Source organism: Paraburkholderia polaris, assembly GCF_012927345.1.
Lineage (GTDB): Bacteria > Pseudomonadota > Gammaproteobacteria > Burkholderiales > Burkholderiaceae > Paraburkholderia > Paraburkholderia polaris.
The window spans coordinates 38,740-53,216 of the sequence record NZ_JABBGJ010000013.1 but is presented as its reverse complement, the minus strand read 5'-3'; the positions used below and the strand labels follow the sequence as shown (position 1 = coordinate 53,216).

The following is a 14,477-nucleotide window of genomic DNA, read 5'->3' as shown; positions in this document are numbered from 1 at the left end:
TTATTTATTTAGGTATGCGATGTATTTGAGAGATATTCGATATCTCGTTTGAGACGCCGCCGGCGGCGACGTCTCGAAGTCTTATCGGCCTGCCTTGAGCTCCAGATAATCCCGATTGATCTGACGCATAACGGCAATAGGCAGCGGTTTCTCCATGATCACCCTCTTCATGTCCTGGGGCAGGGGATAGATCGCGGTGTCGTTGATGATCTTGGGGTCGATCAAAGGTCGGGCGGCACCCACCGACGTTGGATATTTGAGTTCGTTTGTTTGTGCTGCCGCGACGTCTGGGCGGAGCATGAAATCAATGAACTTCGTCGCGTTTTCCTTGTGGGAAGATGCAGCAGGGATGGCAAACATATCGACCCAGAGTGGGGCACCTTCCTTGGGTATAACAAATGTTAGATCGAATTTCCGGCCGGCGGCCTTTGCCTGTAACTTGGCAGTTTGAGCATCGCCTGAATAGGCTACTGCTGCGCAAATGTCGCCTCCGGCGAGGTCGTCTATATAACTGTTTGAACTGAACTGGGTGATGGATGGACGGATCGCTTTCAGCGTCTGGAGCGCTACCTTGAAGTCTTTAGGATCCGTGGTGTCGGGATTGAGCTTCGCACCGAACAGCGCGTCCTGAAAAGTTTCCCCGCCGTTGTCTTGCAAGGAGAGGCCGCAAGATTTCAGCTTTCCGGCCCACTTTGGATCGAAGATCATGTCCCAGCTGTCCAGCGGGGCGTCGGCGCCTACGCGTTTTTTTACCTCTGTGATGTTGTAGGCGATACCTGTGATACCCCAGATGTATGGAACGCCGTATTCCCCCTTTGGATCGTTCGCTTTGATAAGTTCGACAATTTGCGGATCAAGATTCTTTAGCTTCGAAAGCTTGGACAGATCAATTTTCGCGAAAATACCCGCCTCTTTCTCCTTGGCGAAATAGTTGTTGCTGGGTACCACGATGTCGTAGTCCGATCCGCCGGCGAGCAACTTGGTCATGAGCGTGTCGTCTGAATCGTAGACGTCGTAGGTGACCTTGATGCCCGTTTCCTTCTCAAACTTTTCGATGGTGCCAGGCGCTATGTTCTGGGAGAAATTGTAGATATGGAGAGAATTTCCGTCGTCGGCCCTTGCTAGTCCGCAGAACGCCATTGCCACAGACACGCATGAAATCGCAATTCGTATTGCTTTCAGGTGAGGTTTGGGTACCATGATTTTTGATAGATCCATGAATATGGGAAGTGGCTTACGCACGAGAAAGGAGACGCCCGGCGACCTTGAATCGAATCCGTGTTGCATTGCCAGGCAGATAGGAGAGAGGTATGTCCTCCTGTTCGAGCACTTCGACGGTGGCCGGGTCGGCTCCGGCCAGGATGGCGGCCTGAATTGCCTCATTTCGCAACGACGCCAAAGTCTGCTCACGGATTTCATCACGCATGGTGACGATGCGGTCAACCTCCCCGCTGACATCTCCGATGGCTACCCCGATCGCATTGGCGGCGCCGAAGTTTGCGGGCCGGATGACTTCGTCGGTTCCGTCGATATGGTCAGGGAACAACGCGCTTCCGCCGCCAACCAGGATCACGGGTAGGGGAGCGGCATTGGTCCTGATGCGATCGACCCCTGTGGCGAGCCGCTTCAATACACTGTCGAATGCTCGGCTGCAGAATGTAGCCGGGACATCGGGGACGCAATTTCCTATGCGAAGACCGACCCCTAGAACAGTTGAAATGTCGGTCAAAGTCAAAGTCTTTCCGCCGAATACCATCGCTTCCGTCGTCAATCTATAGCCGACGCTTTGCGGGCCAATTACCGGTTCGCCCGTTGAATCTTTCGTGATGACGGTGCCTCCTCCTACCGCGAGAGAGATGATGTCCGGCATTCTGAAGTTCGTCCGCACCCCGCCAATATCGACGGCAAGCGCGGATTGACGCGGAAAGCCTTTGGACAGCATGCCGATGTCGGCAGTCGTTCCGCCGACATCAACGACAATCGCGTCTTTTCTGCCGGAGAGAAAGGCTGCGCCCTTTAGAGAGTTGGTCGGCCCGCATCCTATTGTAAGAACGGGGAACGTACGTGCAACATCCGCAGACATAAGCGTGCCGTCGTTTTGCCCGATCAGGGCGCGCACGTGGTCGAGTTTGGTCGCCTTTAGTGCTTCTGCGAAGCCGGAAATCACGTCGCCCATCACTTCGCCAAGCGCAGCGTTCAAAATAGAGGCATTTTCACGCGGCAGAAATCCCAGGGAGCCGATTCGGTGCGACAGGGTGATGCTTATCGGGCCCAGTTCTTCGAGGATCCACTGCTCAGCGAGGCATTCCTGCTCGCTATTGATATTGGAGAACACGCCACAGATAGCAACGGCGTCGACATTTCCTCGCCATTCGCGAGCAACTGCGCGAATCTCATCTTCAACTAATTGACTGAGGATGCGACCGTCGTACTCGTAACCGCCGCCCACGATCTGCCACTTCAGTGCGACTGCTGCTGCGAGGTCCTCGGGCCAGTTAGCCAACGGTGGGACAGCTGCCGTGGCAGGACCGGCCAGTCTCAGCAATCCAACTCGCTGAAGGCGCTTGCGCTCAACGATGGCGTTGGTGCAGTGTGTCGTGCCCAGCATCGCCAACCCGATATCGCGCGCGGCGATGCCGGTCTCGGACAGCAGCGTATTAATCGCAGCACGCACTCCGCCGAAGACGTCGTCGGTCGTCGACACCTTTGCGGTCGCTATGCATCTGAGATTTTCGTCGAGGATCGCGGCGTCCGTGTTTGTACCCCCGACATCAATACCAATCCGATAGGCAGTCATGCCAGCCTCCTGGCGATCTGCTCGACCGGTTCATAGTCGACGCCATAGCCAAAATAACGGGGGCCAGTCGTCTTAATGCCTATATTCGTGCGCCATTGGGCGTGGCAAGGACAAGCGAGAAGGGCGACGCGCATACCGTACGCAAGCGTCTCGGTAGGGACCGCCCGCGCAGTTTCGCGGTCAACGAGCGTAATCAGATCGGGCGTCGTCGCAAGTACATTGACCTCGTCCTTTGCGACCAGAAATTCATTCTGGAAATTGACGGTCACGCGGCGGCCGCTATCTCGCTCGACCCCCTCAATCACCATCGAACCTCGCGTGAATCCACCCTTCGTGTGACGTTTCAGATCAACGATCTTACCTTCGATCAGCAGGTAGCCGTTTAAGGCTGAAACGAGGTCGGAAACCACCGTGTCGGCCGTTCGTTGACTGGTACCTGAAATCAGCGCGCCGACTGCTTCCGCCTGAGTGACGGTGCCAGGTATCGCGCAGCGGCGGACTTCCTCGCCGTTGAGCGGGAAGTCGCACACGGTCGCGTTTGCGCCCATTGCATCGACCAAGGGGCGGCAAATGCGTTCGCCCCACTCTCCATCGATGGGGTGGACGGTGGCACGATTTCCACGCTCATCTGCGAACGTCGCTATGCGTGCGCCGAGTCCGTGGAGATGAAAGGAAACCATCTGGTATTCGGGAAATGCCCGGCCCATTGCATCCGCGTCCACGACGGGTAGTTTTCTGCGCGCACCCAGAATGAGAGGGACGAGCGCGTTTCCTCCACCGATTTCTACCGGCATCGTCGCGAATGCCTTTTTCCCGAGCGCAGACTCCATGTCGTCAAACACAGTGTCTAACTCGCGTCCTGATGGCAGTTTCTCGATGGATACGGCCGGCGCGCCCATCATCGACGTCGGCAAAATCAACGCATCGGAAGGCACTTCCTGTACGTCGAGTAGCTCGATCGGACCGTTGCGCCGGATTTCCTCCAAGGCCATGAAAAGACCGACGGCCGTATCGCCGCCGCCGCCCGTGCCTAGGACCGCTGCGCCCAAAGCGATGTTTTTGACTGCATCCTCATCGAGAAATCGCATGCGCACCTCCACTCGTGGATTGGCATGCGATTCCCGGCGCGTTGGCCGGTTGCTTCGTCCATTGTTCCATTTGCTGAATCGTCTCGGTTCTCTGGTTTCACCACAAAGCCGAAGGCGCATTGCGCCCGGCGTCTCGTTGGTGATAGTCGAGCACCAAATTCAGATGGTCATTGGACAAGATACGTAACCAAACGCCGGTCGTTTATCTCGTCGGGATAGTGCGCTTCCAGTGAGGTTGCGGTGCCGACGGCAGCGCAGCTGACTCGTTAGCCAGAACTCCGGGACAGCTTCAGGGCGAGATGTAATGCGAACTGCGAGCCATCCCGGATGGGTAAGCCGCCCATGATCTGTTCTATTTTGTCGAGGCGGTACTTGAGCGTTTTAGGGTGAATACCTAGACGATGGGCGGCCAGTTTGTGAGACTGTCCGGAATCGAAAAACGTCTCGAGCGTCAGGACAAGCTCGCTTCGTTGCAGCAGGTCGTGCGATGCGAGTCTTCCGACAACGCTCTCCACCCACCTTTGCGCGGCCGGTTGCGAAACGATCTGCCGAAACAGGATGTCGATTGCCACATCGTCATAGGCCACGGGGCCATTGACATGTTCAGGTGTATCGAGTGCAAACACGGCCTCGGCATCCTGCACGCTCTGGTGCAGCAGATTAGCGGATCCGACCGGCGCGCCGGACGCGATGCGCCATACGGCAATCCCGTTGTCTACCAGCCGGTCCCACACCCGTCGGACTTTGGTATCGACCGCGATTCGAACTTCCGCAAGCGAAGCACTGGGAGCGATAGACGGTAGCCAAAGCAGGCGGCCTTCCCACTCGAAGACGAGGGGTTTTTCTTCCGTCGCATATATCGCCTGCCAGGCGCTACGCGTTTCCGGGTCTCCCGATGTCCAACTTTCCTGCGACGGTTGAACACGCTGAAACATCACTGCCACACGCAAAGACGCGAGGTCCAGAGACTGCGCCGAAGCAAATGTTCGAGCAGTTTCAAAGTCACCTGCCAAGAGATATCTCATCCAGGTTCTGAAAGGCTCGGCGTACGTCTCGTCTGCTACCCGAAGCTTGGCGAGTTCCAATGTCAGAAGCGCAGCGCCCTGATCCAGCATCGCGGCCTCGAGAGCAGACGGAGCAACTGCGTCGGGAGAATTCACAATCAGGAATCCCTCGATCGGGATGTCGGGCCGGCGGGCAAGTGCCGTGATCCAGGCAGACCTTCTGACGATGGTCTTGGCAGGCGCGACATACTGCGGCAAATGGGCAATCACGTCGGCACCGACCCAATCGTCGGAAGATGCATAGAGCACGCCTCGATTGTCAACTACAGCCACTGACCTTCGAAAATGACCGGCGAGCAAGGAAACGAGAGAACCCAATCCGCCGCCGTTCAGCATTTCCTTCAGGAGTTGTTGCTGAACGAGGCTTGCTTCGCGGACGAGATAGCCGTTTTCGCCCTGAACCGCGCAAATGAGCGGGGTAAGAATATCTGCGTAATCCACACTCAAAGGCAGTTCAAAAAGCGGAAGCGAGAGTTCATCAGCTGCGTGCAAAACCGCCGGTCGCAAAGGGGCAACGAGCCCGACCTGGAAGACGAGTGCAACGCATCCGCCTCGGCTCAATTGTCTGATTAATTCAACCTGTCGATTTGTGTCGTTGCCTGCAAAGTTGAAAGTCGTCAGGAACAGGTGGTTTCGGATATCCCAATGGTCATCGTCCTCGGTAACGGCCTCGAGCACGTTAACGTGGCTCACAATGTTCGAGAGTCCCTTCTTGCCTGCGAGAAGACGTCCTTGTCGCATCCCTCCGATACTGGATGCCTCTTCAACTGTTAATCCCACCCTTGTGTCTCCTTGCTTCGGCACGATTTAACCGATCATCCCGACGCCGATCGTCGGCCATCGGGGGCGTTAGGCGCCAAATAATACCGGGTCAATATCTCGGTTGGGGACGTACTGCGTCGCGCGGCGCCATCTGACTCAAGCTTCGGCCCATGTGCAACTGAATGTACAGCTGGACTAGGGCAGTTGCAGAGCAGTGCATTGAGCGGCGGTACTGCTCAATGGTATGACCTGTCCTTGGCCGCGCATTGTAAATGGCCCATGGAACTGTTGATGCGCATGGGCGCAACACTTCGTTTCAACTCTATGAATGAGAAGGGAAATGGCGGCGGAGGCAACGGCACCTGGGACTGGTGGACAACATGCTTCGGGTTTGCCAATCGTGTCTTGCGTCGTCTGCGACGAATGACAGCGAAAGCAGGGTGCAGATCGGGTGGAGATTACTGGCAGCGCTGCTGCGACGCATCGTGGTCTGTCGAATCGACGAGGTCGACAGGTTAATCAGTTCGTTGATCGCAATTTTCACCGCAGCCAAACCGACGACGGTCGCTGGGCAACAGGGCAGTCGGTGTTTCGGGTTCAATACGACGACCCAAACCTACTGCCCGACTGTACAGCACCGTCACCGCAGTTTGACAATGGTCGATTTCAACTCGGTGTATTTTTCCAATGCGTGCAGCGAGTTGTCGCGACCGTTGCCCGATTCCTTGAAACCGCCGAACGGGAAGTTCATGTTGTCGGTTTCCTCATAGCAGTTGACCCACACGGTACCGGCGCGCAGTCGGCGTGCCGTTTCGTGTGCAGTCGAAAGGTCGGCGCTCCAGACCGATGCGGCGAGCCCGTACACCGTATCGTTGGCAAGGGCGACTGCTTCGTCCAGCGAGTCGAACGTCACGACTGACAGCACGGGACCAAAGATTTCCTCGTTCACGAGAGCGATATCGGCGCGCGGACAATCGAATACCGTCGGTTCGATATATTGACCGCCGCTGCCGTTTAACGCGCGTAGACCACCTGTCAGTAGCGTGGCCTCGTCGCGCCCCTGCTGGATATAACTCAAAACTCGATCGACTTGCGATGCATCGATCAGGCTGCCCATGCGTGTATCCGGTGACAGTGGATTGCCCGGCGCATAGCCCTGCGCGGCGGCGAGCACCCGTTCGACGAACTCGCCTTTGATATCGCGATGGACCAGCAGGCGCGAACCTGCTGTGCACATCTGCCCAGTGTTGTAGAACACCGCATGGGCGACCGTGCGTGCCGCACGGTCGAGATCGGGACAGTCGGGCAGCACGATCTGAGGCGACTTGCCGCCCAATTCGAGCCAGGCACGCTTGAGATTGGATTCGGCGGCGTACCGCGCGATCTTGCGGCCTACCGCCGTCGATCCAGTAAACGCGATGCAGTCGACATCCATATGAGTTGCAAGCGCCTGTCCTGTGTCTCCGAACCCAGGCACAACGTTGAGCGCGCCCGGCGGCAGTCCGGCTTCGATGGCGAGTTGGGCCAGCCGGATTGCACTCAACGGCGATTTCTCCGACGGTTTGAGCACGACGCTATTGCCGCATGCGAGTGCCGGTGCACATTTCCATATCGCGATGAGTGCTGGAAAATTCCACGGAACGACGGCAGCTACGACGCCCACCGGTTCACGCGTCACCAGCCCCAGCAGATGCGTGCTGGTGGGCGCCACCTCGCCGCCGACCTTGTCGATGGCTTCCGCAAACCAGCTGATGCAGTAAGCGGCTGACGGAATGTCCACGTTCGTGGTATCGGCGATCGGCTTGCCTGTATCGAGCGTTTCGAGCAAGGCAATTTCATCCGCCTGCTGGACTACGAGCTCTGCCCAGCGCAGCAGTACGCTCTTGCGCGCGCGAGGTTCCAAGTCTCGCCATACGCCGCTTTCGAAGCAGCGCCGCGCGGCGCGAACCGCCTGATTCACCTCCTCTTCGCCGCAACGTGCCACTTGGGCGAGCATGCGCCCATCGATCGGGCTGGTGCAAGCAAACGTCGCGCTGTCGTGCGCATCGCTGAGTTTACCGTCGATGAAGGCGCGGCCTTCAATGCAGAGTTGGGCGGCCTGGGTACTCCATGATTCGCGCGTCATATTCTCGTCTTTCGTCAGGTAGGGTGGCTATGGTTGATTGCAATGACTCGTCCCGCATCGGCGGGGCGTGGGTCTTGTGCGTGTGCCGTCCGGATCACGTCGAGCCGCGTTTGCAGTTCGAGCGGAAAAGGCGCTGTACGTCCTGCTTTCATATCCACGTGCATAAGCAGTTGCTCCGCAGTGGCTAGCAATGTGTCGCTTGCCGCGTGAACCATCTCGTGGAAGATATGGAGCCGCTTGTGGTCGAAGTCGAGTAGACGCAGCGTTAAGCGCAATGGCTCGCCGAGCGCCACTTCGCGGAGGTGGCGTATATGCGTTTCTGCCGTATAGATCGAATGACCGCCTGAGCGGTAGTCGTCGTCAACACCGAAGTACCGGAAGAACGCGTCGCTGTTGTCGCCGAACACGAGCAAATAGCACGACTCGCTCATGTGGCGGTTGTAGTCGACCCATTCCGGTTTTACCGTGCACCGATGCAGTTCGAGCGGTTTGGCAACCGCGGCGTTCAGATCGAACGCCTCTGTCTTTTGTCCTTCATAAGCAGACCGTAGCTGATGCACAGATGCAGCATCCTTGTTGTTCATGTGAGTTGCGCTCCCAACATAGGGTGGTTTCGACTGAGCCCGAGCGATGCGCGAGACAGTGTGTTGAATGGCTGTCCGTCACGTTTCACAAGATCGCTAACGCATCAACATCCGGATGGTAGATCGAGTTGAACGTTTTTTCAACTTCGGAAAGAGTACTCCCATGCAAACACTGATATGTTGTCGATTCGATTAATATTGAAAAATCGTTCAGTATTGCTTACCCTCGGACTCCATCGCACGATCAGATATCGAGAGACATCGCTGGCATGAAGTGGCGTTTGGCACACACTATCTAGTGTCCAAAATGACTGACATGTATGCGGCAGTGGATTGGATGCATGCATCCGGGGGCGTCGATGTGGTGATCGGTTATAGCTTTACGCCGTCTCAGAGCCGCAACCAGATCACCGCGCGCGTTGACATGCGGAGGTGTCGTTTATGGAGAGGCGAGTGCTGCGGGCGGTTCCATTCCAGCGGAGCACGCCCACGCCATTGGCGTACACAAACGCGCGCGGCTTGACTGCTCCGGCAGCCAGGAGAAAATCGAAGCAATGGATCGGCTCAAGCGCGCCTTGGATCCGCTCTGTCTTCTCTATCAGGGTCTGGTCGTCTGAGATGTTGGCCGCTTGCCCGCTTTGACGAAGCAGGTCAAAGCGGGCAAGCGGCATTGCATCAAGCGTCAAGACGGATCAACGCATCCACCGCCACGGCGTCGTGTTCGAGCACCAACAGCGGATTGACATCGAGTTCCATCAACCTGTCTGCGTGCGCCTGCGCGAATCGGGCAATCGCCATGACGTTGTGCACGACAGCATCGAGATCGGCATGCGGGCCGCCCCGATAGCCGGTGAGGAGCGGGGCGAGTTTCAGACCCAGCAACGCCGCGCGCACGTCTTCTTCACGAACGGGCAACAGCAGGGTCGCCGTATCGCGGATCAGTTCAACGAGCACACCGCCGCTGCCAAGCACGAGCGCCAGCCCGAAATCCTCCTCACGCTTGATGCCGACGATCAGTTCCAGAATCGTGGCGCCTGCCATGCGCTCAACCAGAATGCGCTCAACCTTCACCTCCGGCGCATACTGCGCAACGCTTTGCGTCATGCGCTCGACTGCCTGCGCGACGGCTTGCGGCGAATCCAGTTTGAGCGCCACCGCGCCGGCTTCGGTTTTGTGTGGGAGCTGCTCGCTCACGATCTTCACGCATACCGGAAAGCCTAGCCGTTGGGCCGCTGCGGGTGCATTGGCGGGCGCCACCCGTTCGCTCGCGGGCACCGTCAATCCGTACTCCGCGAGCATGCGCTTGCTGTCCCATTCGTCGTACAGGCGGCTCGATCCCGTGCCCTGGCCTGCTTGCAGCACCGGCAGCGCTGAGAGGCTGTCCGCTTCGAGAATGCGTGAGCGTGTGGCGCCGTACCACATCGCCGCACCGATCGCCGCGATACCGTCGGAGAGTCCCTGCAAGGGCGCGACGCCGGCAGCCGCCATTTGCGCGGCATGTTCGGGCGGAGTCAGATCGGGGAACACCGAAATGATTGCGCCGATTACACCATGCCGGCGAGCCGAATCGGCGAACGCGTGGGCGGCGATATCACAATCGGGGCGCTCGCCGGTGCTTTCTTTGGGGTAGTCCAGAATCATGGCTGCCGCGCCCGGTCCATCGCTCAGCAAGGCGTCGCAGCAGACGCGCATCGCGTCCGGATTGCCCCACGGCGTGGTCGTGAAGTCGAGCGGGTTGGCGATGTTCGCGTAAGCCGGCAATACCTGTTGCAGCGTGGCCCGACCTTGTGCGCTGACAGGCGGAAACTCGATGCCGTGTGTTTCCGCGAGATCGGCGACGAGACCCGCGTCGCCGCCGGACGTCGCGAGCGCCGCGAGTTTGCCGTTTTTCGGCACGCCGCCTAGCGACAGGAATTTCAACGTTTCCACGAGACTGACAGGATCCTTGACGCGGATGATGCCGAGCCGTTTGAAGAGCGCGTCGTACAACGCGTCGGAGCCCGCGAGCGAGCTTGTGTGGCTAAGCGCGAGTTGCGCGCCGAGCTTCGATACGCCGCTCTTGAGCGCGACGATCGGCACACCTCGCGCCAGGGCGCGGGCGGCCGCAGCGCTAAACGCATGGACGTTCTTGAGTCCTTCCAGATGGACGCCGATGGCGCGGACCTTGGGGTTGTCGAGAAACGCATCGATCAGCAGGGCCACGTCGACCATTGCCTGATTGCCCACGCTCACGAGATACGCGAAGGGCACCGTGCGGCTGCTCATCGAGAGGTTGTACGCGAGATTGCCGCTTTGCGTGATGACGGCCACGCCTTCATCGACACGCGCGGCGCCATGCGCGACCGGCCACAGCGCGCTGCCGTTCAGGCCGTTAAGTAATCCGTAACAGTTCGGACCGAGCACGGCCATGTCGCCGGCGGCTTCGAGCAGGCTGGCTTGCAAGGCGGCGCCGTCCCCTCCCATTTCCGAAAAGCCCGATGCATACGCGACTGCACCGCCGGCTCCGCGCGCGGCGAGATCGCGCACGACGCCGACCGTCTGTGCAGCCGGCACCGCGACGAATACCGCGTCAGGCGCAGAGGGTAGTTCGGTGATGCTCGCGTAGCAGCGGACGCCGTCGATTTCGGCGTGGGTCGGATTGACAAGGTAGATATCGCCGGTAAAGCCGAAGTCGCGGCAGCGCTGCACTGCGCCGGCGATGCTGCGGCCACCGATAAACGCGATGCTCGCGGGATTGAGAAGGCGGCGCAGATTCGCGGCCCGCAGCGCGTCGCGGCTCGCGGTGGCGGGAGTGTGTCCCATGGCATGTCTCTTGAATGATTGAGGGCGCGACTGCAATGCGCACCCTGCATTTTTGTTGGTAGCGCGATATCGTGCAGGTGTGCGCACGATACCGCGCCAGCCGCAAGCACTCCGGCGTTAGCTATACCTTCTGAGGATTTCCTTCGAGAGGATATGCCGCTGAATCTCCGAAGTGCCTTCCCAGATGCGCTCGATGCGCGCGTCGCGCCAAAAGCGTTCGATCGGCAGTTCGTCCATCAAGCCCATTCCGCCGTAGATCTGAACGGCATGGTCCGTGACGCGGCCGAGTGTTTCTGTCGCGAGGAGCTTGGCGAGCGCGGCATCGCCATCGGTCATGGTGCCCTTGTCGAGTTTGTCGGCGGTAAAGAGTGCCACGAGTTCCGCGGCGCGAATTTCCGTCGCCATGTCGGCGAGCTTGAACGACGTGCCCTGGAATTCGCCGATGCGCTTGCCGAACTGCTGTCGCGTGGCAGCCCATTCCGCGGCCATTTCAAAGGCCCGTTGCGCACGGCCGATATTGTTCGCGGCAACCATCACGCGGCCGGCCGTCAACCACTCGCTCGCCAGTTCGAAACCGCGGTGCTCTTCGCCAAGTATTTGCTGTGCGCTGACGCGGCAATCCGTGAAGAAGATCTCCGACTGGTGATAGCCGCGCAGACTCGTGCAATGCGGCCCGCGATGCATCGTCATGCCAGGCGTACCCTTGTCGATCAGAAAGCAGGTTACCTGTTTGCGTTTGCGTCCGCGGAATTCCTCTTCACCGGTGACCGCGAAGAGAATCACATAGTCCGCGGTTTCAGCGTGGCTGATGAAGTGCTTGCTGCCATTAATGACGTAGTCGCCGCCGTCGCGGACCGCGTGGGTGCGAATGCCCATCGCGTCAGACCCGGCGCCCGGTTCGGTCAGCGCGAAGCAGTCCACCAGTTCGCCGCGCACTGTTGGCTTCAGGTAACGCTCGATCTGGTCGCCTTTGCAGGCCATCAGAATTTTGCTCGGACGGCCGACGAACACATGCAGCGCCCAACTCGTGCGACCCAGCTCGCGCTCGACGAGCGCCTGCGTCAGGAAGTCGAGTCCTGCGCCGCCGACGCTGTCCGGCATGTTGAAGGCATAGAAGCCGAGCTCGATGGCTTTCTTGCGAATTGAGGCGGCCAGCTCCGGCGGAACTTCGTCCGCGCGATCCACTGCGAATTCGTGAGGCTGCAATTCTTTCTCAACGAAAGTGCGTAGCGACGAGACCAGCATGTCCTGCTCGTGGGTCAGCGAAAAATCCATGAATTATCTCCCTGCAAACAGTGGGGCGCGTCCTTCAATCGACGCGCGCAGTGCTTCCTGACCATCCTCGCTATGTCCGCAAGCGACGCCGGCTGCCATCTCGCGCTCCAGTTGTTCTGCCAGCGTGGCGGACAACGAAGCGGCGAGCAAGGCCTTTGCGTGATCGAATGCGACACTCGGGCCGCTCGCGAGCCGGTCGGCAAAGCGACCGACATGTTCCTGAAAGGCGCTGTCCTCGATCACTTCGGAGACGAGCCCGGCGGCGCAGGCGTCCTGCGCCGACCAGCGCTCGTTCAGAAAGATGAAGCGTTTTGCCACATCCGGCCTTGCGATGCGCGGCAAAAACCAGGTGCCTCCCATGTCGGGGCTGTAGCCCATCCCGGTGTACCCGCATCGCAACGAGGCCGATGCGCTGGCGATCCGGAAATCGCAGGCGAAACCGATGTCCGTGCCGGCGCCGACGGCCGAGCCGTTGATGGCAGCCACGGTGGGGCGCGGAAAGGCCGCTAGCGCCTGCACCAGAGCATGCGCCTTATCGGTCCAGCCGTAAGTGTCCAGCTCGCCGCGGGCTTCAGCCTGGGCCCATTCGTCCACATCTGCGCCTGCACAGAAAGCTTTCCCGGTTCCGGTAATCACCAGGCACCGCACTGACGGATCCTTTGCATAACTGACGAGTAATTCGCGCAGAACGTCCAGATGAGGGCGTGCCAGCGAATTGCGTTTAGCTGGACGGTCGAGACGAATGGTTCTGACACCGTTACGTTGCTCGACATGAATGTCTTCGATTGTCATAGTGATCGCATGTCTCCTTCGTGGTTGTATCTGATAGCCAGCAAGGGTCAGCGCTACTTGCAGGCCGCATTTCGGTATAGTATAAATTCAATTAAATGAACGTTCAACCCAAATCGGGAGATGGCGGGGAGACGAAGGCTGGAAGCAGCTCATGCAATATTAACGACGCCGCTGCGTGGCGCTCGCCGGTGGCGCGGATGAGCACAAGCCGGGTTTTGAGCGGCACCGGGCTGATGATCGACCGTGTGTCAAAGAGCTAATGCAGGGTGATGGCGGTGCGGGAAACCGCCATTGGTATTCCGCGTGGCGAGTTTCTAATTATTCTCGGTCCCTCCGGTTCGGGAAAGACAACGCTGTTGCTGCTGGCGAGTTGCAGTGTGATTGCCTTGTCGCTGACCCGCAAACGTGCGGTCGGCGATCTTTGAATTCAGGTGCTTTGGAGAATTACCCAACATGAAGGTATTGATCGTTCACGCTCATCCCGAGCCGCAGTCCTTTACCGCTTCGATGCAATGTCATGCAGTGGAAACATTGCAGGCGCACGGGCATGAAGTGATGGTGTCGGACCTGTACGCGATGAACTGGAATCCGGTGGCGAGTGCTACCGATTTCGGCGTGCGCAAGAATAGCGATTATCTGGTCTACGCGCTCGAACAACGGGAAAACGTCGCAGCTGGCGCTATCGCGCCGGACATTCGCACCGAACTCGACAAGCTACTGGTCTGTGATCTGATCATCTTCAGCTTTCCGCTTTTCTGGTGCTCGGTGCCGGCCATCATGAAAGGCTGGCTCGATCGCGTGCTTGTATCGGGCAAGGTTTACGGCGGACAGCGGTTTTATGACCGCGGTGGAATGCGCGGCAAGCGTGCGTTGCTGGCTTATACCTGCGGCGGCCGCGATTTCATGTTCGATGCACACGGCGTCCATGGAGAGATGGATCTGATGTTGCGTCATATGCTGCGCGGTACGCTCGGTTACGCGGGGTTCGATGTGTTGCCATCGTTCGTTGCATATCACGTGCCTTACATTACGCCGGGCGAACGCGAGGCGATGCTTGGTCGTTACGGCGACTATCTAACGAAACTCGATCAGCTTAAGCCGTTGTCTTTCCCGTCACTCGATGATTTCGATGCGGAAATGGCCCCGCGTGTGCGCGATCCGCAGGTCACGGAGCAGAACTGAGTCGAC

Annotated in this window: 13 protein-coding genes; 4 read left to right on the top strand and 9 right to left on the bottom strand. The window is 58.8% G+C overall.

Annotation, left to right across the window (positions count from 1 at the left end):
* Positions 1-81 precede the first annotated feature (81 nt).
* From HHL24_RS13850 to HHL24_RS13835, 4 genes are all read right to left on the bottom strand, one after another.
* A complete protein-coding gene (locus tag HHL24_RS13850) occupies positions 82-1,218 on the bottom strand; it encodes an extracellular solute-binding protein (protein WP_169486024.1) in 1,137 nt (378 codons plus the stop codon).
* 16 nt (positions 1,219-1,234) lie between these two features.
* Positions 1,235-2,797 (bottom strand): hydantoinase/oxoprolinase N-terminal domain-containing protein, encoded by a 1,563-nt coding sequence (locus HHL24_RS13845; protein WP_169486023.1) that lies wholly within the window; start codon positions 2,795-2,797, stop codon positions 1,235-1,237.
* On the bottom strand, positions 2,794-3,885 hold the full coding sequence (locus HHL24_RS13840; protein ID WP_169486022.1) for a DUF917 domain-containing protein: 1,092 nt from the start codon (positions 3,883-3,885) through the stop codon (positions 2,794-2,796). The genes HHL24_RS13845 and HHL24_RS13840 overlap by 4 nt, the downstream gene beginning before the upstream one ends.
* Before the next feature lie 266 nt (positions 3,886-4,151).
* Positions 4,152-5,729 (bottom strand): PucR family transcriptional regulator, encoded by a 1,578-nt coding sequence (locus tag HHL24_RS13835; RefSeq protein WP_169486021.1) that lies wholly within the window; start codon positions 5,727-5,729, stop codon positions 4,152-4,154.
* 186 nt (positions 5,730-5,915) lie between these two features.
* On the opposite strand from HHL24_RS13835, the gene HHL24_RS45055 reads away from it, so the two are divergent.
* Positions 5,916-6,230, top strand: coding sequence for a DUF3138 family protein (locus HHL24_RS45055; protein WP_169486020.1), 315 nt, complete (start codon positions 5,916-5,918; stop codon positions 6,228-6,230).
* A gap of 121 nt (positions 6,231-6,351) precedes the next feature.
* Here HHL24_RS45055 and HHL24_RS13825 read toward each other — a convergent pair whose 3' ends face one another.
* Positions 6,352-7,836, bottom strand: coding sequence for an aldehyde dehydrogenase (locus HHL24_RS13825; protein WP_169486019.1), 1,485 nt, complete (start codon positions 7,834-7,836; stop codon positions 6,352-6,354).
* 14 nt (positions 7,837-7,850) lie between these two features.
* A complete protein-coding gene (locus tag HHL24_RS13820; RefSeq protein ID WP_169486018.1) occupies positions 7,851-8,420 on the bottom strand; it encodes a thioesterase family protein in 570 nt (189 codons plus the stop codon).
* Positions 8,421-8,839: 419 nt separating this feature from the next.
* Here HHL24_RS13820 and HHL24_RS45050 point away from each other — a divergent pair, with 419 nt between their 5' ends.
* Entirely contained in the window at positions 8,840-9,037 is a 198-nt protein-coding gene (locus HHL24_RS45050; protein WP_169486017.1) for an FAD-linked oxidase C-terminal domain-containing protein, read from the top strand.
* Between the two features lie 58 nt (positions 9,038-9,095).
* Here HHL24_RS45050 and HHL24_RS13810 read toward each other — a convergent pair whose 3' ends face one another.
* The 3 genes from HHL24_RS13810 to HHL24_RS13800 form a co-directional block, all read right to left on the bottom strand.
* Positions 9,096-11,222: an acetate--CoA ligase family protein gene (locus HHL24_RS13810; protein ID WP_169486016.1), complete on the bottom strand. Its 2,127-nt coding sequence runs from the start codon at positions 11,220-11,222 to the stop codon at positions 9,096-9,098.
* Between the two features lie 117 nt (positions 11,223-11,339).
* Positions 11,340-12,497: an acyl-CoA dehydrogenase family protein gene (locus HHL24_RS13805; RefSeq protein ID WP_169486015.1), complete on the bottom strand. Its 1,158-nt coding sequence runs from the start codon at positions 12,495-12,497 to the stop codon at positions 11,340-11,342.
* Positions 12,498-12,500: 3 nt separating this feature from the next.
* On the bottom strand, positions 12,501-13,289 hold the full coding sequence (locus HHL24_RS13800; protein WP_169486014.1) for an enoyl-CoA hydratase/isomerase family protein: 789 nt from the start codon (positions 13,287-13,289) through the stop codon (positions 12,501-12,503).
* 269 nt (positions 13,290-13,558) lie between these two features.
* Here HHL24_RS13800 and HHL24_RS13795 point away from each other — a divergent pair, with 269 nt between their 5' ends.
* Positions 13,559-13,714: an ATP-binding cassette domain-containing protein gene (locus HHL24_RS13795; RefSeq protein ID WP_169486013.1), complete on the top strand. Its 156-nt coding sequence runs from the start codon at positions 13,559-13,561 to the stop codon at positions 13,712-13,714.
* A gap of 28 nt (positions 13,715-13,742) precedes the next feature.
* Positions 13,743-14,471, top strand: a complete 729-nt coding sequence (locus tag HHL24_RS13790) for an NAD(P)H-dependent oxidoreductase (protein WP_169486012.1) — start codon at positions 13,743-13,745, stop codon at positions 14,469-14,471.
* Positions 14,472-14,477 lie beyond the last annotated feature (6 nt).

Excerpts from the sequence above, each read along its gene's own strand:
- HHL24_RS13850 (WP_169486024.1), bottom strand. The coding sequence starts at position 1,218 with ATGGATCTATCAAAAATCATGGTACCCAAACCTCACCTGAAAGCAATA.
- HHL24_RS13845 (WP_169486023.1), bottom strand. The coding sequence starts at position 2,797 with ATGACTGCCTATCGGATTGGTATTGATGTCGGGGGTACAAACACGGAC.
- HHL24_RS13840 (WP_169486022.1), bottom strand. The coding sequence starts at position 3,885 with ATGCGATTTCTCGATGAGGATGCAGTCAAAAACATCGCTTTGGGCGCA.
- HHL24_RS13825 (WP_169486019.1), bottom strand. The coding sequence starts at position 7,836 with ATGACGCGCGAATCATGGAGTACCCAGGCCGCCCAACTCTGCATTGAA.
- HHL24_RS13820 (WP_169486018.1), bottom strand. The coding sequence starts at position 8,420 with ATGAACAACAAGGATGCTGCATCTGTGCATCAGCTACGGTCTGCTTAT.
- HHL24_RS13810 (WP_169486016.1), bottom strand. The coding sequence starts at position 11,222 with ATGGGACACACTCCCGCCACCGCGAGCCGCGACGCGCTGCGGGCCGCG.
- HHL24_RS13805 (WP_169486015.1), bottom strand. The coding sequence starts at position 12,497 with ATGGATTTTTCGCTGACCCACGAGCAGGACATGCTGGTCTCGTCGCTA.
- HHL24_RS13800 (WP_169486014.1), bottom strand. The coding sequence starts at position 13,289 with ATGACAATCGAAGACATTCATGTCGAGCAACGTAACGGTGTCAGAACC.
- HHL24_RS13795 (WP_169486013.1), top strand. The coding sequence starts at position 13,559 with ATGGCGGTGCGGGAAACCGCCATTGGTATTCCGCGTGGCGAGTTTCTA.
- HHL24_RS13790 (WP_169486012.1), top strand. The coding sequence starts at position 13,743 with ATGAAGGTATTGATCGTTCACGCTCATCCCGAGCCGCAGTCCTTTACC.